This window comes from Pedobacter insulae (assembly GCF_900113525.1).
Lineage (GTDB): Bacteria > Bacteroidota > Bacteroidia > Sphingobacteriales > Sphingobacteriaceae > Pedobacter > Pedobacter insulae.
On the sequence record NZ_FOPP01000008.1, the window covers coordinates 200,737 to 218,603 of the forward strand.

The window sequence follows — 17,867 nt, forward strand, 5'->3', positions numbered from 1 at the left end:
AAGATAAGGCTATTATCGTGCCAAGGTCTGCTTTCTAATTTGATGGCGTTTTAAGACTTTAATACTTCAACAACTTCTCTACCATTTCTCCTAACCTCTTCTTCGCCAAAAAATCATCTTCCAATACTTTGTTCATTGGGATAGCAGTATCCAAGCTTGCACAGCGCATTACAGGGGCGTCTAGGTCGCTAAAGCAATGTTCGCCTATCCAAGCGGCTACTTCGGCGCCAAAGCCGCTGCTAAGTGTGTCTTCATGCAAAATTAAAACTCTTCCACTTGCTTTTACTGCTGCGCTTACGGTTTCTTTGTCCCATGGCTGCAAACTTACCAAATCTACCAATGTAGCCGATACCTCTGGATGCTCTTTCAAGTAATCTAATGCCCAATGTACGCCTAGGCCATAAGTAATAATACTTATTTGAGTGCCTTTTTTTAACACGTTGGCTTTACCTATCTCTACCGTATAATAACCTGTGGGCACTAGGCCTGTTAAGCTGCGATATAGATACTTATGTTCAAAATACATCACCGGATTGGGATCCTCAATGGCGGCAATCAATAATCCTTTTGCATCATAAGGGAATGCAGGGTACACAACCTTTAAGCCTGGAGTTTTGGTAAACCAAGCTTCGTTACTTTGAGAATGAAATGGACCAGCTCCCGTACCGGCACCGGTTGGCATGCGGATTACTACATCAGCCTTTTCGCGCCAACGGTAATGGGTTTTCGCTAAGTTGTTTACGATTTGGTTAAATCCACAAGTTACGAAATCGGCAAATTGCATTTCCATAACCGCTTTATACCCGTTGATAGATAAACCTAATGCTGCACCCACAATGGCCGATTCGCAAATAGGCGTGTTGCGTACTCTTGCTTTTCCAAACTCGTTTACAAAACCATCGGTAATTTTAAATGCGCCACCATATTCGGCTATATCTTGCCCCATGATGATCATGTTTTCGAAGCGCTTCATTCCTTCGCGCAAACCATCAGTAATGGCATCTAAGTATCTCTTTTCAGTTTGCCCTTCAGTCGCCCGGCTAACACTTTGCTGATAGGGATAGTACATATCAACCAGTTCAAGCATAGCATTTGCTATTGGTTCCTCTTCATCAAAAGCTGCTTCAATATCCCATTCTATTGCTTTTTTGATTTCAGTTTTAATACTAGGAATTAAGTCGTCAGTTAATATGTTTTGCTCTATAAGATATTTTTCGAAGGTTTTAACCGGGTCTTTACCTGCCCATTCTTCAAAAAGTTCTTGAGGTACATATTTTACGCCAGAAGCCTCTTCATGCCCCCGCATTCTAAATGTTAAACATTCCACCAAAATAGGACGGGGATTGGTTCTTATATCTTTTGCGATTTGGTCTAGCTTATCGTAAACTTCCAAAACATTATTGCCATCAATCTGATGGCCTTCTATACCGTAACCTATCGCGCGGTCTACTAAATGTTTACAGTTAAATTGTTCATTTATAGGGGTAGATAAACCATATCCATTATTTTCGATCAAGAATATAACGGGTAATTTCCAAACTGAAGCTACGTTAATGGCTTCATGAAAGTCGCCTTCGCTGGTAGCGCCTTCGCCAGTAAAAACTAAGGTTGCATGTTGTTTATTGGCGATTACGTCCGCTAATGCGATGCCATCAGCTAAGGCCATTTGAGGCCCGAGATGAGAAATCATCCCGATAATTTTATAGTCTTGCGTACCAAAGTGGAAAGAGCGGTCGCGACCTTTGGTAAAACCTGATAACTTACCTTGCCACTGGGCCATTAATTTTTTTAAAGGAATGTCCCGTGCAGTGAATACACCAAGATTTCGGTGCATCGGTAGGATATATTCATCGCACTGCATCGCTAAAGTACTGCCCACTGCAATTGCTTCCTGTCCTATGCCTGAAAACCATTTCCCAATTCGCCCCTGACGTAAAAGAATCAACATTTTCTCTTCGACCATGCGGGGATAAAGCAGCCTTTTATACAGTGCTAATAGAAATTGGTCGTCTTTATCTTTTCTGTCGAATTGCATATTTTAAGTGTCAAGTAGCGAGTGTCAAGTATCGAGACTGGGGTTAAGACTCAGGAGTTTTTTGGCTTTCTTCCCATTGCTTAGCAAAAGATTTGGGGGCAACTTCTGGCATCGCACGATACTTCCCCCAAGTTTTCTTAAAGAACTTTTTAAGTAAGAAGTTTTTCCATTTACCTCCTAACATGTCCATTAAGGATCGTTTTTGCATTCCTTTTTTCCATATGTTCCAGCCAATTTCTTCCATTTTAGTATTCTCGCGGCTACTGGCAGCATCTCTTCTGTTTAAAAGCAGCATTTTATGGATGTCAATTTTAACTGGACAAACTTCTGAGCATTTTCCGCATAAGCTTGATGAATAGCTCAAATGTTTGAATTCTTTCATCCCTTTAAAATGAGGAGTAATAATGGAACCTATTGGTCCGCTATAAGTGGTATTATAAGTGTGACCACCTATGTTCTTATAAACCGGGCAGGCGTTTAAACAGGCTCCACATCGGATGCAGTAAAGTGCTTGTCGTTGTTCTTTCTGTGCTAATAAATTTGTACGACCATTGTCTAAAAGAATCACATACATTTCTTCCGGTCCGTCGGTTTCATTTGCCTGGCGCGGACCGCTTAATATGCTATTATAAACTGTTAAATTTTGTCCTGTACCATGACTAGCCAATAAAGGCCAAAACAGATCTAGGTCGGCCACAGAAGGGATAATCTTCTCGATGCCCACTATAGCAATGTGTACCTTTGGAAAGGTAGTACACAACCTAGCATTTCCTTCATTTTCTGTTAAAGCAATGCTGCCAGTATCAGCGATTAAAAAGTTGCCTCCAGAGATGCCTATGTCGGCTTGTAAATATTTCTCACGAAGTAATTCTCTAGCTTTTTGAACCAACTGCGGTGGTGTTGCATCAACAGGGGTGCCAAATTTCTCGTGAAATAACTGTGCAATTTCCTCCTTGCTTAAGTGCATTGCAGGCGTTACAATATGGTAAGGTTTTTGCCCTAGAAGCTGAACAATGTATTCTCCTAAGTCACTTTCTAATGACTCGATACCATTGTCTTCCAGAAACTCATTTAGATGAATTTCTTCGGTGGTCATCGATTTAGACTTAATGACGGTTTTCCCATTCCGCTTTTGAATGATATTTAAGATTTCTTTTTGGGCTTCTTCCACATCATTGGCCCAAATTACTTTGCCGCCTCTTTTTTGGAAATTCGCTTCAAATTCGGGAAGAAATTTATCGAGATTTTCCATTACACGCCATTTTATGACATGTGCTTTTTTCTTTGAAGCTTCTAAATTTTCGAATTTGGATAAACCTCTTTCAACTGCAGCATTATATTTCCCAATATTATGGTTAATGGTTCTGCGATGAGGCATATCAAACGCCTTTTCGTCAGCTTTTGCCAAGAATTCTTCTGCAATCGTAGTCATGTTCAAATATAGGGGATTGCTTCGTACCTCGCAACGAAGAGGCTCATAAAAAAATCCCGATGACTTAAGCATTATCGGGATTTTTTGTAAACTCTATCTTGATAGCTGTTACTATTTTGCTTTCGGGGTACCGTCGTCATTTTTATTTACTACCGGACGATTTGCACCGTTTGCTAATTCCCATGCAGTAAAGTAAACCAACTGAGCTCTTTTGGCTAACATTGGGAAGTCGATTTTGTCTACCTCATCTCCCGGTTGGTGATAATCTTTATGTACACCATTGAAATAGAAAATTACTGGAATACCAAATTTAGCAAAGTTGTAGTGATCTGAACGGTAGTAGAAACGGTTAGGGTCAGTACGGTTGTTATATTTTTCATCTAAAGTAATGTTTACATAATCAGCGTTTGCCTTTTTACCAATACGATCTAAATCGTCGCTTAGCATATTAGAACCAATGATATAAACGAAATCATTGTTACCCGGACGATCGTCGTCGCCACGGCCGATCATATCGATATTTAAGTTTGTAATGGTATTAGCGATTGGGAAAATCGGATGCTCTGCATACCATTCAGAGCCTAATAGTCCTTTTTCTTCACCCACAACAGTCATAAATAAAATACTTCTTTTAGGACCTTTCCCAGCTTTTTTAGCTTTCATGAAAGCTTCAGCTAACATCAAAACTCCTGTTGTTCCAGAACCATCATCGTCGGCACCATTGTTTACTTTATCTGTTGCCTCAGGATTATTAACTAAACCGATATGATCGTAATGGCTAGTTATAACTAACACTTCATTTTTTAACTTTGGATCAGAACCTTCTAAGAAACCTAAAACATTTTCTGCTCTCACATCAGTTTCTTTACTCGCAGCAGCAAAGGCAACTGGGATGTTAATTGAAACTGTGTTAGGCTTCATTGTTTCAGTAATTTTTTTCTTTACCTCTTCTATATTGGTATTTGCAGCAGCCAAAATCTGATTTGCTGTAGCGGTACCGATTACAACGGTTGGTAATACACTTGCATTTGCCATGCCTTTTAATCGCTCTTGAGTTTTTAAGAAAGGATTTCCATTCGCAAGGGCAGCTTTCATTTGAGGAGAAATATTATCTACCATCGGGTTAATTATCAATACACCAGCAGCTTTATTATCTAATAGATATTTAAGTTTTACCTGTGTGCTTCCGGCGCCTGAAGGTGCACGTCGGCCCGTAGTTGGAGCTGCAGGAGCAGGTGCTGTAGGATCGCCAGTTGCGAAAATCATCACAACTTTACCCTCAACGTTTTGACCTTCGTATTCATTGAAAGAATCCTTACTTAGTCCATAACCTGCAAACAATATGGAGTTAGCTTTTACGTCAAAACCTTTTGCACTTACTGTATTAGGAGTAATATAGTAATCTTTCAAGCTTTCTTTAGTTTGACCATTTACTGCAAGTACAGATTTGCTTAAACTTAGCGAAGCATAACCTATTTTTTGGAAGTAAGGGTCAGCTCCATCTTTTACTGGACCTTTTAAGCCAAAGCTTTGGAATTGCTTTTTGATATATTCGGCAGCCATCCATGCGCCTTTTTTACCGGTTTCTCTTCCTTCGTATTCATCAGAAGCTAATATCGAAAGATGATCATATCCTCTTTCTTTGGTAATGGTTTGGCTATATTTAATAGCGTTTTTGTCTTGCGCTACTGCACTTAAACTTAGCATTACTGCCAAGCCAGTGTATAGAAACGGTTTCTTTATCATTTTAATTTGTTTTATAAGGGTTGTAAGTTAGCAGGATATTTTATTCACTCTATTCGCATGTCTTCCTCCTTCAAAGGGGGTGTTTAAAAATGTATCGACCATTTCTTTGGCCAGCTTTTCAGAAACAAATCTAGCAGGAATACAAATAATATTTGCATTATTATGCTGTCTTGCCAACGAAGCCAGCTCGTTTAACCAGCAAATTGCCGCTCTTATTTGTTGATGCTTATTTGCCGTGATTGCTACTCCATTTGCACTGCCACATACAAGCACGCCAAAGTCAAATTCGCCATTTTCAACAGCCGAGGCTACTGGATGGGCGAAATCAGGGTAATCAACCGAATCTGGAGCATGAGTTCCAAAGTCTTTAACTTCATGAGTGCCTAAATGTTGTTTTAACAATTCTTTGTAGTCAAATCCAGCATGATCTGCACCGATCGCAATTTTTAATTTTTTATCTGTTGACATTTCTCAAATTTATGTAGAATAATAAAGATTATGCGTAAATTTTTTGTTGCGCTAGTTCTTGTAAAATTCTTTCTCTGCTAATAATTTTTTCTTCTGGATATTGGCTGAAATCATGATACTTAGCTCGTACAGCAAAAATAAAGGTAGTGCGACAATTAGCATGGTATATGGATCTGCAGTTGGTGTTACAATAGCTGCAATTACCAGGATTAATATAGCTGCATAACGTCTACTTTTCCTCATAAATTGCGGAGTCATTACGCCAAGCTTAGAAAGTACATAAATTACAACTGGCAGTTGGAAGATTATGCCTGTTCCAATGGTTAATGTTAAAACAGTAGAAAGGTATGAATCAATCTGAAAGGTATTCTCAATGTCGGGGCTCACAGTGAAATTAATCAAGAAGTTAACCGACATTGGACAAATGATATAATAACCAAACAAAACCCCTAAGATAAATAATAGCGAAGCGAATGCTACAAAACCACTGGCTGACTTCCTTTCGGCCTCTAACAATGCAGGTTTGATAAATAACCAAACTTCAAATAAAATATAGGGAACACCCAGCATTAAGCCTGCCACAATACTCGAATTCATAAGTAGCGTAAATTGCCCTGCCATTTGCGTATTGATAATCTTGGCTTCGATTTTTGTAATACAAAATTCTTGCGAAATTACATTTGGAAACGCCTCCACTAACTTACACATCATTCTATAAGTCCAGAAATTCGGGTCTTTCGGAGCCATGATAATGCTATGCCAGATAAAATCGGAAAAGTAGAATGCGCCGCAGGTAAAAAGGGTAACTACCGCTAGGGCTCTTAATAAATGTTTACGGAGAATGTCTATATGATCAAAAAAAGACATTTCTGCCTCTAGGCTCTTTCCTTTACTCTTGATAGAATCGAATAGATTCTTTTTTTTATTCTCGCTCATTGAAATTTGTTAGTCAACAAAAATACCATTTACTTTGACAACTTTGTCAAAGTGAATGGTATATACGATCAAAATCTATATAAAGATGATTTTATTCTGAAAATTCGAAAGTTTCCATAAACTTAGTTGTAAAATTCCCTGCTCTGAAGTTAGGGTCTTTCATCAATTTTAAGTGGAATGGGATAGTAGTTTTAACTCCTTCGATCACAAACTCACTCAAAGCACGTTCCATCGTGCAAATGGCTTCTTCACGCGTTTGCGCTACACAAATCAATTTGGCGATCATTGAGTCGTAATTTGAAGGAATTTGATAACCTGCATATACGTGGGTATCAACACGTACGCCATGGCCACCGGGAGAATGGAAATTCGTGATTTTACCTGGTGATGGCCTGAAGTTGTTAAATGGATCTTCTGCATTAATTCGGCACTCGATCGCATGCATATTTGGAACGTAATTGTTTCCTGATATTGGAATGCCTGCAGCTACTTTAATCTGCTCTTTAATTAAGTCGAAATTAATTACTTCCTCAGTCACAGGATGCTCTACCTGAATACGGGTATTCATCTCCATGAAATAGAAGTTACGATGTTTGTCTACCAAAAACTCAACGGTTCCAGCGCCTTCGTAATTTACGGCAATGGCACCTTTGATAGCTGCAACGCCCATTTTCTCTCTTAACTCAGGGGTCATGAAAGGAGATGGAGCTTCTTCAACCAATTTTTGATGGCGACGCTGAATAGAGCAATCTCTTTCTGATAGATGACATGCCTTACCATATTGATCCCCGATGATCTGGATTTCAATGTGGCGTGGATCTTCAATATATTTTTCTAAATATAATCCGTCGTTACCAAAGGCTGCACCCGACTCTTGACGAGCACTATCCCAGGCATTCTCAAATTCTTCATCCTTCCAAACAATGCGCATGCCTCGACCACCACCACCGGCAGTAGCTTTTAAGATCACTGGATAACCCATTTCTTTGGCAATTTCGATGCCATCTTTCACACTAGAAAGTAGACCTTCAGAGCCTGGAATTGTTGGTACTCCAGCAATTTTCATCGTTTCTTTTGCAGATGCTTTATCGCCCATACCATTGATTTGTTCTGGGGTAGCACCAATGAATTTAATTCCGTAATCACGACAAACCGATGAAAACTTAGCATTTTCTGAGAGGAAACCATAACCAGGATGGATAGCATCAGCATTGGTTAGTTCGGCCGCCGAGATAATATTTGGAATACTTAAATAAGAATCTTTACTAGGAGGGGGACCTATACACACGGCTTCATCGGCAAAGCGCACATGTAGGCTCTCTCTATCTGCTGTTGAGTAAACGGCAACCGTTTTTATCCCCATTTCTTTACAGGTACGAATAATACGCAACGCGATTTCGCCCCTGTTAGCAATTAATATTTTCTTGAACATATATTTTAAATTAGCTAATTGGCTAATTAGTGAATTAGCTAATTAAATCGGTTCTACTAAGAATAAAGGTTGGTCGTACTCTACTGGCGATGCATTATCAACCAATACTTTAACGATACGTCCAGCAACTTCACTTTCAATTTCGTTAAATAATTTCATGGCTTCAATGATACAGATTACTTTGCCTGGGGCTATTTCATCTCCCACGTTAGCAAATGAAGGCTTATCTGGGCTCGACGAGCGGTAGAAAGTACCAATCATGGGTGATTTGATGGTGATATATTTTGAACTATCGTCGGCTTCTGGAGTTGGTGCTTTAATTTCTACGGCAGGTGCTGCAGGTGCCTGTGGTGCAGGTTGGGCTGCTACTGGTGCAGGCGCTGCTGCGTTTACATAAACTGGTGTCTGGTTAGTTTTAATGGTAATTTTGAAGTTCTCTTGCTCTATAGCAACTTCATTTACCCCCGACCGAGAAACAAATTTAATGAGTTCCTGAATTTGTTTGATATCCATATTAAAAAAATTTGGTGTCTTATGAATTAACTAAGTTATTATTTTTTTTAGTTTTTTAGTTCAACTGATCAACTAACCATTGTAAGCCCACTTTAAATATACCGACCCCCAAGTAAAACCTCCGCCAAATGCAGCAAGTATTAAGTTGTCTCCTTTTTTAAGCTTGCTTTCCCATTCCCATAAACAAAGTGGAATGGTGCCATTAGTTGTGTTTCCGTAACGTTCTATATTGATCATTACCTTGTCAGTGCTTACGCCCATTCTTGAGGCAGTAGCATCAATAATCCGTTTATTAGCTTGGTGAGGCACTAACCAGGTTACGTCATCAGAAGTTAGGCTATTGCGCTCCATAATTTCGGCAGCAACATCAGCCATATTGGTAACAGCAAATTTAAATACTGCCTGGCCTTCTTGATGTACCACATGTTCGTTGTTCGTAACGGTTTCTATACTGGCGGGACGAGCAGATCCGCCCGCTTTCTGGCCTAGATAATTTCTTCCAGAGCCATCTGTTCGTAGGATAGAATCTTGTATGCCGAATCCTTCTTCATTTGGTTCTAGTAAGGCAGCCCCGCAACCGTCTCCAAAAATAATGCAAGTGGTACGATCTTGATAATTGATAATTGAAGACATTTTATCGCCGCCAACTACCAATACTTTTTTATGTTTTCCGGACTCAATAAATTGAGCCCCAGTTGTTAATCCAAATATAAATCCAGAACATGCTGCTTGTAAATCATAGCCCCATGCATTTTTTGCGCCAATTTTATCGGCCAATACATTTGCTGATGCAGGAAATGGGAAATCGGGAGTAGTTGTGCAGAAAATGATCAATTCGATTTCTTCGGCGCCTATGCCTCTTTTTTTAAGCAGTCCATTTACAGCTTCAACAGCCATATCAGAAGTACCTAAGCCTTCTCCCTTTAATATTCTTCGCTCTTTAATGCCAGTTCTAGAAGTAATCCATTCGTCTGATGTATCGACAATGGTTTCTAGTTCTTGATTAGTCATGATATAGTCTGGGACATAACCATTAACTGCAGTAATAGCAGCGTGAATTTTATTCATGTTATTTTGAGTTTAATTATTGGAATGCGGCTTGTATTTTATTAACCAATCTCGTGTTGATCATATCCCGGGACTGGAAAATCATATTTTTTATAGCTAGAGGACTTGAAATTCCATGACCAATTAAAACGGGGGCATTTACTCCTAAAACTGGACTTCCGCCATAGTTCTCATAGTTAAAACGGTCAAAAAACTCATCCTTCAAACCTTTTTTTATGGTGAGTACATAAAATGATTCGGCTAATTTAAGCATCACATTTCCTGTAAATCCATCACAAACAATTACATCGGCTTTATCATTAAATAAATCTCTTCCTTCTACATTCCCTACGAAATTAAAAAGCTTGGTTTGTTTCATCAAGCGATGACTTGCCAACGTTATCATATTTCCTTTTTCGTCTTCTTCGCCAATGTTCATTAGCGCGACTTTTGGGTTTTCGATTTGCATAATATGTTCCGCATACAAGCTGCCTAATACCCCAAACTCTAATAGGTTGTCGGGTTTGCAGTCGGCATTAGCACCTACATCCAAAAGTAAGCCTGTACCCCCTTTTAGTTTAGGTACAATGGTACACAAACATGGTCTTGAAATACCGGCAATTGGTTTTACGCTAAATACAGCACCAACAAGCATAGCGCCTGAATTACCTGCGCTCGCAAATGAATCTATTTTGCCTTCCTTTAACAATTGGAAGCCAATGGCAATGCTGGAATTTGGTTTTTGAAGAATAGCTTTAGTAGGGTGTTCACCCATGCCAATAACTTCATCGGTATGATGATATTCGAAGTGATCAGGGTTGAATCCCTGTTCTAAAAGAAGAGGTTTAATCTGCTGGGTATCTCCAATTAGCACAATATGCTCATTAGAGTTGAGGGATTGATGAGCAGCTATCGCTCCCAAAACGATTGCTTTGGGAGCATAGTCTCCGCCCATTATATCGAGACCTATTTTCATAGTTAAAATCTTTCGTGTATAAGACCAGTCTAAGTTAAACTTAAACCAATGGAAACACAAAAATTTTATTAGAAAATTAACCTATTGAAGTGTTTTCTATAACTAATTTACCGTTGTAGTATAAGTTACCATCAACATTATATGCATGATGAGGAACGTGTACAGCGCCTGTAGTTTGGCAAGTTGCCAAAGAAGGAGCTACAGCCTTGTAATGCGTTCTTCTTTTATCTCTTCTTTGTTTCGAAATCTTGCGTTTTGGATGTGCCATTGCTGTTTATTTAATTTTATTTTAATTTTTTTAACGCTGCCCAACGCGGGTCATCGTTTTGTTCTTCTTCTTTTTCTGTGCTTCCACTCGCTAACTTAGTTAAGGTTGCAATCATCTCTTGATCGCACTCTTTGTTAACCTGCTCACACTTGTTAATATAGGGTATTGCTACTGTGGTAAATTCGTAGATTAATTCCGAAACATCAATAGCACTTTCCTTTTTACTTAATACGATGATCTCTAAATCATCGCTTTCTAAATTGTCTTCAGCAAATTTTATAATCTGCCTTTCTGTAATTTCAATTAGTTGAGGAAACTCAGCTAAACATTTATCACAGTTCAATTGAACAGTTCCTTCAATTTGGAAATGTAAAATCAACATGGTCTCTTGTTTATCAAGCTCAACCGTTGCTTTTAACACTCCATCTTTTACTAAAGAGTACTCAAATGCATCAAAAAAGCTTTTATCAATATCGAATTCGAATTGATGTTTGCCCAATTTTAAGCCTGTGAAAGGGATTGAAAATTGTTTTAATGCCTTCAATTGTAACTAAATTTTAGCCTGCAAAGGTAGAAAATATTTTTATAAAAAGAAATAATTTTTGGTTTTGTTTTTACCTAGTTTGCATCATCCTTCACATCGCTTGCGGTTTCAATAATTTTTCCGCCCGAACGTAATTGACTGCTAAGCAAGCTCTCTTGTTCTCTACGATGCTTTACGATATGCACAGCTGCAAAAAGGGCTTCCATAAAGGAAGTGGGGTCTGCTATGCCTTTACCTGCAATATCAAAGCCTGTTCCATGATCCGGAGAGGTGCGTACAAATTTTAATCCTGCTGTATAATTCACACCTGTTTCAAAGGCAATAGTTTTAAACGGAATAAGACCCTGATCGTGGTACATGGCCAACACGGCATCAAATTGTTTATAGGTTCCATTTCCAAAAAAGCCGTCAGCCGAGTAAGGGCCAAAACAAATAATCCCTTTATCGAAAGCCTCTTGTATAGCCGGACTAATGATTTCCAGTTCTTCCTTACCTAAAAGGCCATTGTCGCTTGCATGTGGGTTCAAGCCTAGTACAGCAATTTTTGGTTTCTCAATCCAGAAGTCTTTTTTTAAACTATCATTGATTAACTGTAATTTCTTTACGATTTTTTCTTTCGTAATGGATTTGGGAACATCCAATACAGGGATATGTCCTGTAACTACGCCAACACGTAAATCTTCACTAACTAAGAACATCAATACGTCATTACTTCCGCAGCGCTCTTGTAAGTATTCGGTATGCCCAGGGAAATTAAAAGTAGTTGATTGGATGTTCTGCTTATTGATTGGGGCGGTAACCAATGCGTCTATTGATCCATTTAATAAATCGTCCGTTGCTTTTTCTAAGGAGATCAGCGCATATTTACCTCCAATTTCCGTGCTTTTGCCCAATTCGATTTTCACATCCTCTTCCCAGCAGTTGATCATGTTCGCTTTTCGCGGGTTGGCTTGTTCGGCCTGCGGAATCACATTGAACATAAAATCGCTCATGGCCAATGCTTTTCTATGAAATGAAGAAATCTTAGTATTACCGTAAACGATAGGTATACAATAGTCTAATACCCGGCTTTCAGACAATGTTTTTAATATTACCTCTAAACCAATACCATTTATATCGCCTATGCTTATGCCTATTTTAACTTTATCGCTCATGTTGAATTGAGAATTTGTCGCAAATTAGCGATTAAATGAGTGAAAAAAAAGTTTTACCACAGACAAAGCGAGTAAATTACGCTGAATACGCTGTCTTATCCTCTGCGTTCTCTGTAGTAAAAAATAGCTATCATTAAATAAAACCTTAACTTTGCGCTAATGAGTTTAGTTAAAGCGAAAAAACACCTAGGGCAGCACTTTTTAACCGACAAAAAAATTGCCGAGAAAATTGTAAATAGCCTCGTTCATACCGATCAATATCATCAGGTTTTGGAAGTTGGACCAGGAATGGGCATTCTCTCTGATATTTTACTGGAAAGAGCGAACTTAGAAACCTTTTTAATTGACATTGATGATGAATCGGTCGCTTTTTTGGCAGCTAAATACCCTCAATTAGGAGGTCGACTAATTAACGGAGATTTTTTAAAGCTGGACCTGACGGCAATTTTTCAAGGAAAATTTGCCGTAATTGGTAATTTTCCCTACAATATTTCCTCTCAGATTTTGTTTAAGATCCTCGAACATAAAGATCATATAGTGGAAATGGTGGGCATGTTCCAGAAGGAAGTTGCCGAACGCTGCGCTTCGAAAGCGGGAACTAAAGAATATGGCATTTTAAGTGTCTTAATTCAGGCTTATTATGATATTGAATACTTGTTTACTGTGAAGCCTGGAACCTTTAACCCGCCACCGAAAGTAAATTCCGGGGTTATTCGATTAAGCCGTAATAAAATGGAAACTTTACCTTGCGATGAGAAGTTGTTTTGGCGAACGGTAAAAGGAGGATTTAATCAACGCCGGAAAACACTTAGGAATGCGTTATCCGGTACAATTCCAAAAGACAAAATGGATAACCATCCGTTTTTCGACAAGCGGGCTGAGCAATTAACAGTTGATGATTTTCTAAAGCTAACGCAGCATCTCAGTATGTTGATGCAAGCTTAAATAAGACCTTATCATGCATAAAAAAATTTTAATAATTGATGATTTGCATCCGGCATTTGCCGAAAAAGCTACAGCGCTAGGTTTTGAGGTTGATAATAGACCGTTTATTACCCATGACGAAACCTTGGCTGTTATTCACGACTATGTAGGTATCGCTGTTCGCACTAAATTTCGTATCGACAAAGAGCTATTTGATGCTGCACCACAATTGAAATTTGTAGCAAGAGCTGGAGCAGGTTTAGACAATATTGACGTCTTCGAAGCAGCAGAAAGAAACATACAATTAATAAATGCACCGGAAGGGAATTGTGATGCAGTAGGCGAACATGCGGTAGGTTTATTGTTATCATTGATGAACAATTTTCGGAAGGCAAGCGACGAGGTGAGAAACGGCATTTGGGATAGAGAAGGCAATAGAGGCTATGAACTAAAAGGTAAGGTTGTCGGGCTCATCGGTTACGGTTTTATGGGGCAGAGTTTTGCGAAGAAACTCACTGGTTTTGGCGTTAAAATTATTGCCTATGATAAGTATAGAACTGGGTTTTCTGACGACAATGTACGTGAAGTTAGCATGGAAGAAATCGTAAAGCATAGTGATGTGCTCAGCTTACACATCCCTTTAACCAAGGAAACCAAGCAAATGGTAAACGATGAATACTTCTTCCATTTTAAAAAACCCATATTCTTTATCAATACGGCTCGGGGAGAAATTGTAAACACAAGTGCTGTGCTTTCAAACCTTAGGACAGGGAAAATTTTAGGTGCAGGTTTGGATGTCTTAGAAGCTGAGAAATTCCCACCTCTAGGTGAGCAACCTTGGTATGATGAATTGAAAGACCTGCAAAATGTTATCTTAACTCCACACATTGCGGGGTGGACATTCGATTCTTATCGGAAGATTTCTGAAGTTTTGGCAGAGAAACTAGCGGAAATGAAATTATAATTTCTTAAATTGCCGTAGGATTAGTTAAGAATATGGCAAAGGAACATCAATATAAAACCCATTTAGTTTGGGCAGGCAACAAAGGCTCCGGTACAATGGATTATCGATCATATGATCGTGATTTTGTTGTGTCGATCGAAAATAAGCAACCTATTTCTGGTTCATCTGACTCTGTTTTTTTAGGCGACAAGACTAAGTATAATCCTGAAGATTTATTGTTAGCATCTGTTTCTTCTTGTCATATGCTTTGGTATTTGCATCTATGTTCTAAGAATGATATCGTTGTAATGGAATATAAGGACAATGCAATTGGAACAATGATAGAAAACGCTGATGGGAGTGGGCAATTTTCCTCTATTTTATTGCAGCCAGAAGTTTTGATATCCAAAAAAGAACAAATGGAACTGGCTAATACATTACATGAAGAGGCTAATAAAATGTGTTTCATTGCCAATTCATTAAACTTCCCAGTGAAGCATTCTCCTGTTTGTAATGCAATTAATCAATAATTGTTTTTAGGTAATTTTTACTGCAAATATTTGCTTTTGTAAGAATTGCCTTATATCTTCGTTTTAATTGAAAGCAAGACTATGTAGGCTAATAGCCGATGTAGTCTTGTTTGTTTTTTATAGGATTTTATAAATAATCAAGCGATGACAGACGTAACTTATTATACCCAAGAAGGTTTAGATAAACTAAAGGAAGAAGTACATTATTTAAAAACTACGGGCCGTCAATTAATTTCGAAAGCAATTGCGGAAGCTAGAGATAAAGGTGACCTTTCTGAGAATGCAGAATATGATGCAGCTAAAGAAGCGCAGGGATTGCATGAAGCAAAGATATCAAAATTAGAAGCAACCTTATCTGGCGCACGTTTAATTGATGAATCTAAATTGGATTTAACAAAGGTTTTGGCCTTATCAATCGTTAAAATAAAAAATGTTAAAAACGGGGCTACGATGTCTTATCAGTTGGTTGCAGAAAGTGAAGCAGATTTAAAAACAGGGAAGATCTCTGTAAAATCTCCAATTGCACAAGGTTTATTAGGTAAGTCTGTCGGCGATAAAACAGAGATACAAGTGCCGGCAGGAAAAGTCGAATTTGAAATACTTGAGATATCAAGGTAGGTTGAATAAAAAAAGATGAGCATTTTTTCAAAAATTGTAAGCGGCGAGATTCCGGCACATAAAGTGGCGGAGACTGCAGATTTTCTAGCTTTTTTAGATGTAAGCCCTTTGGTAATGGGCCATGTGCTGATAATTCCAAAAAAAGAGGTCGACTATATCTTTGATATGGAAGATGAACTTTATAGCGGATTAACCTTATTTGCCAAGAGCGTAGCCCAAGGAGTTAAAAAAGCTTTCCCATGTAAAAAAGTAGGAGTGGCTGTGATAGGATTGGAAGTGCCTCATACGCATATTCATTTAATACCAATGAATAATGTGAGTGATATGAATTTTGCTAAAGAAAAACTAAAGCCATCACAAGAAGAATTGGCTGAAGCTGCAGAGAAAATCAAAGCAGGTTTGTAATTATTTTAATTTTTCATTGTTTTTGTGGCGATCAGCATCCCTTGTAGTTTTCTTAGCTAGATTTTTTATAAATGCATCATTCAGGTTGATGCCAGTTTGATTAGCGAGACAGATGAGTACGAAAAGTACATCAGCCATTTCATCCGCTAAATTTACGGCTTCATCACTTTTCTTAAAAGATTGCTCGCCGTATTTGCGCGACATAATTCTGGCTACTTCACCAACTTCTTCCATTAGGATAGCTGTGTTGGTTAGCTCATTAAAATAACGAATGCCAGTAGTTTTAATCCACTGATCTACTTGCTCTTGTGCTTGCTCTATAGTCATTGCTTAATGGTTATCTCTATCTTTTGTGTCCATGATAATGGTTACAGGGCCATCGTTTACTAAACTAATTTTCATATCGGCACCAAAAATACCACATTGAATTTCCTTATGGAGAAGGCCGGCTAACTGTTTAATCATCTCTTCGTACATCGGAATGGCCTTGTCTGGTCTGGCCGCCCTTGTAAAGCCTGGTCTATTCCCTTTTTTGGTGGCCGCAAATAAAGTAAACTGACTAATTAAAAGGATATTACCCCCCACATCAGCAAGTGATTTGTTCATGAGGTCATTTTCATCACCAAAAACTCTCATGTTAACGATTTTTTGCGCTAGCCATGTCAAGTCTTCCTGTGTATCAGCATCTTCAATCCCTAATAGAACCAAGAAACCATTGCTAATTTCTCCGGTAATTTGCTCGTTAACTTTACAGCTAGCTTGAGTAACTCTTTGAATAACTGCTCTCATTTTTTACGCTCTAGTGTCGTTCCCATGATACATGCTTAGATAGCTCTCATATCTGCTTACTTCAATTTCGCCATTTTCAACGGCTTTGATAACCGCACAGCCTGGTTCGTTTACATGTCGGCAGTTGTTAAATTTACACTGATTTAAACGTTTCCGCATTTCTACAAAATAATGGCTCAGCTCTTCGGGTTTAATATCAAAGATACCCAGTTCACGAATGCCTGGTGTATCAATTAAATAGCCCCCAAAAGGTAAGGTGTGCATTTCGGCGAAGGTGGTTGTATGTTGTCCTTTATCACTCCAATCTGATATTTCTCCTGTTTTAATTTCGAAGCCAGGTAATAAAGCATTGATTAAACTAGATTTACCAACGCCCGAATGGCCCGAAAATAAGGTAATATTGTCCTTTAATAAAGCTTTGATCTGGTCAATATTTGTGCCTTTTAACGCTGATACTTCATAACATGGATAACCAATCTTCTCATAGATGGCTTTATATTCAGCTAAGATTTCGAGGCCTTGGGCACTAAATAAATCCAGCTTATTAAATACTAAGCAGGTTGGAATGCTATAAGCCTCAGAAGTTACCAAAAAACGATCGATAAAACCCAAAGAAGTACGTGGTGAAGCTAAAGTAACGATTAAAAATGCTTGATCTAAATTTGCTGCAATAATCTGTGCTTGTTTAGAAAGGTTTATTGATTTACGAATGATGTAATTTTTGCGATCATTTAACTTGTCAATTACCCCAGTTTCTGCATTGGGCTCTAACGCAAACTCAACGCGATCTCCAACGGCAATTGGATTGGTAGTTTGAATACCTTGGATCCTAAATTTGCCTTTGATACGACAGTCATAATTTTTGCCGTCCTCAGCATAAACCTGATACCAGCTTCCGGTTGATTTGATAACTAATCCTTGCATATTATACTGTAAAGGTAGTAATATGATTACACAGATTAAGAAGTGATTACACGATTATTAATTATTTTGAAATAATCCTTGACATTGTAAAAAATATTCACCTACTTAGCAGTGTAGAAAATACACTAAGAAAAGAAATGATTTTTAACAATACAATTACAACCACAACTACATCAACAACAG

At 38.4% G+C, this 17,867-nt stretch carries 20 protein-coding genes; 5 read left to right on the forward strand and 15 right to left on the reverse strand.

What is annotated here, in order from left to right:
* Nucleotides 1-58 precede the first annotated feature (58 nt).
* The 12 genes from BM207_RS14260 to pdxA all read right to left on the reverse strand — a co-directional run bounded on the left by BM207_RS14260 (nucleotide 59) and on the right by pdxA (nucleotide 12,551).
* On the reverse strand, nucleotides 59-2,035 hold the full coding sequence (locus BM207_RS14260; RefSeq protein WP_090995594.1) for an alpha-ketoacid dehydrogenase subunit alpha/beta: 1,977 nt from the start codon (nucleotides 2,033-2,035) through the stop codon (nucleotides 59-61).
* Nucleotides 2,036-2,078: 43 nt separating this feature from the next.
* On the reverse strand, nucleotides 2,079-3,467 hold the full coding sequence (locus BM207_RS14265; protein ID WP_090995598.1) for a LutB/LldF family L-lactate oxidation iron-sulfur protein: 1,389 nt from the start codon (nucleotides 3,465-3,467) through the stop codon (nucleotides 2,079-2,081).
* Between the two features lie 111 nt (nucleotides 3,468-3,578).
* Nucleotides 3,579-5,213, reverse strand: coding sequence for a M28 family peptidase (locus BM207_RS14270; protein WP_245768123.1), 1,635 nt, complete (start codon nucleotides 5,211-5,213; stop codon nucleotides 3,579-3,581).
* 27 nt (nucleotides 5,214-5,240) lie between these two features.
* Nucleotides 5,241-5,681, reverse strand: a complete 441-nt coding sequence (gene rpiB, locus BM207_RS14275) for a ribose 5-phosphate isomerase B (RefSeq protein WP_090995601.1) — start codon at nucleotides 5,679-5,681, stop codon at nucleotides 5,241-5,243.
* 51 nt (nucleotides 5,682-5,732) lie between these two features.
* Nucleotides 5,733-6,617: a twin-arginine translocase subunit TatC gene (tatC, locus tag BM207_RS14280; protein ID WP_090995605.1), complete on the reverse strand. Its 885-nt coding sequence runs from the start codon at nucleotides 6,615-6,617 to the stop codon at nucleotides 5,733-5,735.
* A gap of 91 nt (nucleotides 6,618-6,708) precedes the next feature.
* Nucleotides 6,709-8,049 carry an acetyl-CoA carboxylase biotin carboxylase subunit gene (accC, locus tag BM207_RS14285; RefSeq protein WP_090995608.1) on the reverse strand — a complete coding sequence of 447 codons (1,341 nt, stop codon included), beginning with the start codon at nucleotides 8,047-8,049 and terminating at the stop codon, nucleotides 6,709-6,711.
* 42 nt (nucleotides 8,050-8,091) lie between these two features.
* Complete coding sequence (accB, locus tag BM207_RS14290; protein WP_090995613.1) at nucleotides 8,092-8,562, reverse strand: acetyl-CoA carboxylase biotin carboxyl carrier protein; 471 nt, start codon at nucleotides 8,560-8,562, stop codon at nucleotides 8,092-8,094.
* 72 nt (nucleotides 8,563-8,634) lie between these two features.
* Nucleotides 8,635-9,630, reverse strand: a complete 996-nt coding sequence (locus BM207_RS14295) for a beta-ketoacyl-ACP synthase III (protein WP_090995616.1) — start codon at nucleotides 9,628-9,630, stop codon at nucleotides 8,635-8,637.
* Nucleotides 9,631-9,646: 16 nt separating this feature from the next.
* Entirely contained in the window at nucleotides 9,647-10,585 is a 939-nt protein-coding gene (gene plsX / locus BM207_RS14300; protein WP_090995619.1) for a phosphate acyltransferase PlsX, read from the reverse strand.
* A gap of 76 nt (nucleotides 10,586-10,661) precedes the next feature.
* Entirely contained in the window at nucleotides 10,662-10,853 is a 192-nt protein-coding gene (rpmF, locus tag BM207_RS14305) for a 50S ribosomal protein L32 (protein WP_090995623.1), read from the reverse strand.
* A gap of 16 nt (nucleotides 10,854-10,869) precedes the next feature.
* A complete protein-coding gene (locus tag BM207_RS14310) occupies nucleotides 10,870-11,397 on the reverse strand; it encodes a YceD family protein (protein WP_090995626.1) in 528 nt (175 codons plus the stop codon).
* A 74-nt stretch (nucleotides 11,398-11,471) separates the two neighbouring features.
* Nucleotides 11,472-12,551 carry a 4-hydroxythreonine-4-phosphate dehydrogenase PdxA gene (gene pdxA, locus BM207_RS14315; RefSeq protein WP_090995630.1) on the reverse strand — a complete coding sequence of 360 codons (1,080 nt, stop codon included), beginning with the start codon at nucleotides 12,549-12,551 and terminating at the stop codon, nucleotides 11,472-11,474.
* Nucleotides 12,552-12,710: 159 nt separating this feature from the next.
* On the opposite strand from pdxA, the gene rsmA reads away from it, so the two are divergent.
* The 5 genes from rsmA (at nucleotide 12,711) to BM207_RS14340 (ending at nucleotide 15,971) form a co-directional block, all read left to right on the forward strand.
* Nucleotides 12,711-13,496, forward strand: a complete 786-nt coding sequence (gene rsmA / locus BM207_RS14320; RefSeq protein ID WP_090995633.1) for a 16S rRNA (adenine(1518)-N(6)/adenine(1519)-N(6))-dimethyltransferase RsmA — start codon at nucleotides 12,711-12,713, stop codon at nucleotides 13,494-13,496.
* A gap of 13 nt (nucleotides 13,497-13,509) precedes the next feature.
* On the forward strand, nucleotides 13,510-14,439 hold the full coding sequence (locus tag BM207_RS14325) for a 2-hydroxyacid dehydrogenase (protein ID WP_090995636.1): 930 nt from the start codon (nucleotides 13,510-13,512) through the stop codon (nucleotides 14,437-14,439).
* A gap of 32 nt (nucleotides 14,440-14,471) precedes the next feature.
* Nucleotides 14,472-14,948, forward strand: a complete 477-nt coding sequence (locus BM207_RS14330) for an OsmC family protein (protein ID WP_090995639.1) — start codon at nucleotides 14,472-14,474, stop codon at nucleotides 14,946-14,948.
* 144 nt (nucleotides 14,949-15,092) lie between these two features.
* Nucleotides 15,093-15,566 (forward strand): transcription elongation factor GreA, encoded by a 474-nt coding sequence (gene greA, locus BM207_RS14335; RefSeq protein WP_090995642.1) that lies wholly within the window; start codon nucleotides 15,093-15,095, stop codon nucleotides 15,564-15,566.
* 15 nt (nucleotides 15,567-15,581) lie between these two features.
* Nucleotides 15,582-15,971, forward strand: a complete 390-nt coding sequence (locus BM207_RS14340) for an HIT family protein (RefSeq protein ID WP_090995644.1) — start codon at nucleotides 15,582-15,584, stop codon at nucleotides 15,969-15,971.
* Here the strand turns inward: BM207_RS14340 and BM207_RS14345 are convergent, their stop codons facing one another.
* Genes BM207_RS14345 through rsgA form a run of 3 tightly spaced genes read right to left on the reverse strand, consistent with a single transcriptional unit; the run spans nucleotide 15,972 to nucleotide 17,684 of the window.
* A complete protein-coding gene (locus BM207_RS14345) occupies nucleotides 15,972-16,298 on the reverse strand; it encodes a nucleotide pyrophosphohydrolase (protein WP_090995647.1) in 327 nt (108 codons plus the stop codon).
* Between the two features lie 3 nt (nucleotides 16,299-16,301).
* Nucleotides 16,302-16,760 carry a D-aminoacyl-tRNA deacylase gene (dtd, locus tag BM207_RS14350; protein ID WP_090995650.1) on the reverse strand — a complete coding sequence of 153 codons (459 nt, stop codon included), beginning with the start codon at nucleotides 16,758-16,760 and terminating at the stop codon, nucleotides 16,302-16,304.
* Between the two features lie 3 nt (nucleotides 16,761-16,763).
* Nucleotides 16,764-17,684 carry a ribosome small subunit-dependent GTPase A gene (gene rsgA, locus BM207_RS14355; protein WP_090995653.1) on the reverse strand — a complete coding sequence of 307 codons (921 nt, stop codon included), beginning with the start codon at nucleotides 17,682-17,684 and terminating at the stop codon, nucleotides 16,764-16,766.
* Nucleotides 17,685-17,867: the final 183 nt, after the last annotated feature.

What these genes read in the sequence shown, in the direction of transcription:
- rsmA (WP_090995633.1), top strand. Translation starts at nt 12,711, where the DNA reads ATGAGTTTAGTTAAAGCGAAAAAACACCTAGGGCAGCACTTTTTAACC.
- BM207_RS14340 (WP_090995644.1), top strand. Translation starts at nt 15,582, where the DNA reads ATGAGCATTTTTTCAAAAATTGTAAGCGGCGAGATTCCGGCACATAAA.
- tatC (WP_090995605.1), bottom strand. Translation starts at nt 6,617, where the DNA reads ATGAGCGAGAATAAAAAAAAGAATCTATTCGATTCTATCAAGAGTAAA.
- rsgA (WP_090995653.1), bottom strand. Translation starts at nt 17,684, where the DNA reads ATGCAAGGATTAGTTATCAAATCAACCGGAAGCTGGTATCAGGTTTAT.
- accB (WP_090995613.1), bottom strand. Translation starts at nt 8,562, where the DNA reads ATGGATATCAAACAAATTCAGGAACTCATTAAATTTGTTTCTCGGTCG.
- plsX (WP_090995619.1), bottom strand. Translation starts at nt 10,585, where the DNA reads ATGAAAATAGGTCTCGATATAATGGGCGGAGACTATGCTCCCAAAGCA.
- accC (WP_090995608.1), bottom strand. Translation starts at nt 8,049, where the DNA reads ATGTTCAAGAAAATATTAATTGCTAACAGGGGCGAAATCGCGTTGCGT.
- BM207_RS14295 (WP_090995616.1), bottom strand. Translation starts at nt 9,630, where the DNA reads ATGAATAAAATTCACGCTGCTATTACTGCAGTTAATGGTTATGTCCCA.
- greA (WP_090995642.1), top strand. Translation starts at nt 15,093, where the DNA reads ATGACAGACGTAACTTATTATACCCAAGAAGGTTTAGATAAACTAAAG.
- BM207_RS14270 (WP_245768123.1), bottom strand. Translation starts at nt 5,213, where the DNA reads ATGATAAAGAAACCGTTTCTATACACTGGCTTGGCAGTAATGCTAAGT.
- BM207_RS14330 (WP_090995639.1), top strand. Translation starts at nt 14,472, where the DNA reads ATGGCAAAGGAACATCAATATAAAACCCATTTAGTTTGGGCAGGCAAC.
- BM207_RS14345 (WP_090995647.1), bottom strand. Translation starts at nt 16,298, where the DNA reads ATGACTATAGAGCAAGCACAAGAGCAAGTAGATCAGTGGATTAAAACT.
- BM207_RS14325 (WP_090995636.1), top strand. Translation starts at nt 13,510, where the DNA reads ATGCATAAAAAAATTTTAATAATTGATGATTTGCATCCGGCATTTGCC.
- rpmF (WP_090995623.1), bottom strand. Translation starts at nt 10,853, where the DNA reads ATGGCACATCCAAAACGCAAGATTTCGAAACAAAGAAGAGATAAAAGA.
- BM207_RS14265 (WP_090995598.1), bottom strand. Translation starts at nt 3,467, where the DNA reads ATGACTACGATTGCAGAAGAATTCTTGGCAAAAGCTGACGAAAAGGCG.
- pdxA (WP_090995630.1), bottom strand. Translation starts at nt 12,551, where the DNA reads ATGAGCGATAAAGTTAAAATAGGCATAAGCATAGGCGATATAAATGGT.
- dtd (WP_090995650.1), bottom strand. Translation starts at nt 16,760, where the DNA reads ATGAGAGCAGTTATTCAAAGAGTTACTCAAGCTAGCTGTAAAGTTAAC.
- BM207_RS14260 (WP_090995594.1), bottom strand. Translation starts at nt 2,035, where the DNA reads ATGCAATTCGACAGAAAAGATAAAGACGACCAATTTCTATTAGCACTG.
- rpiB (WP_090995601.1), bottom strand. Translation starts at nt 5,681, where the DNA reads ATGTCAACAGATAAAAAATTAAAAATTGCGATCGGTGCAGATCATGCT.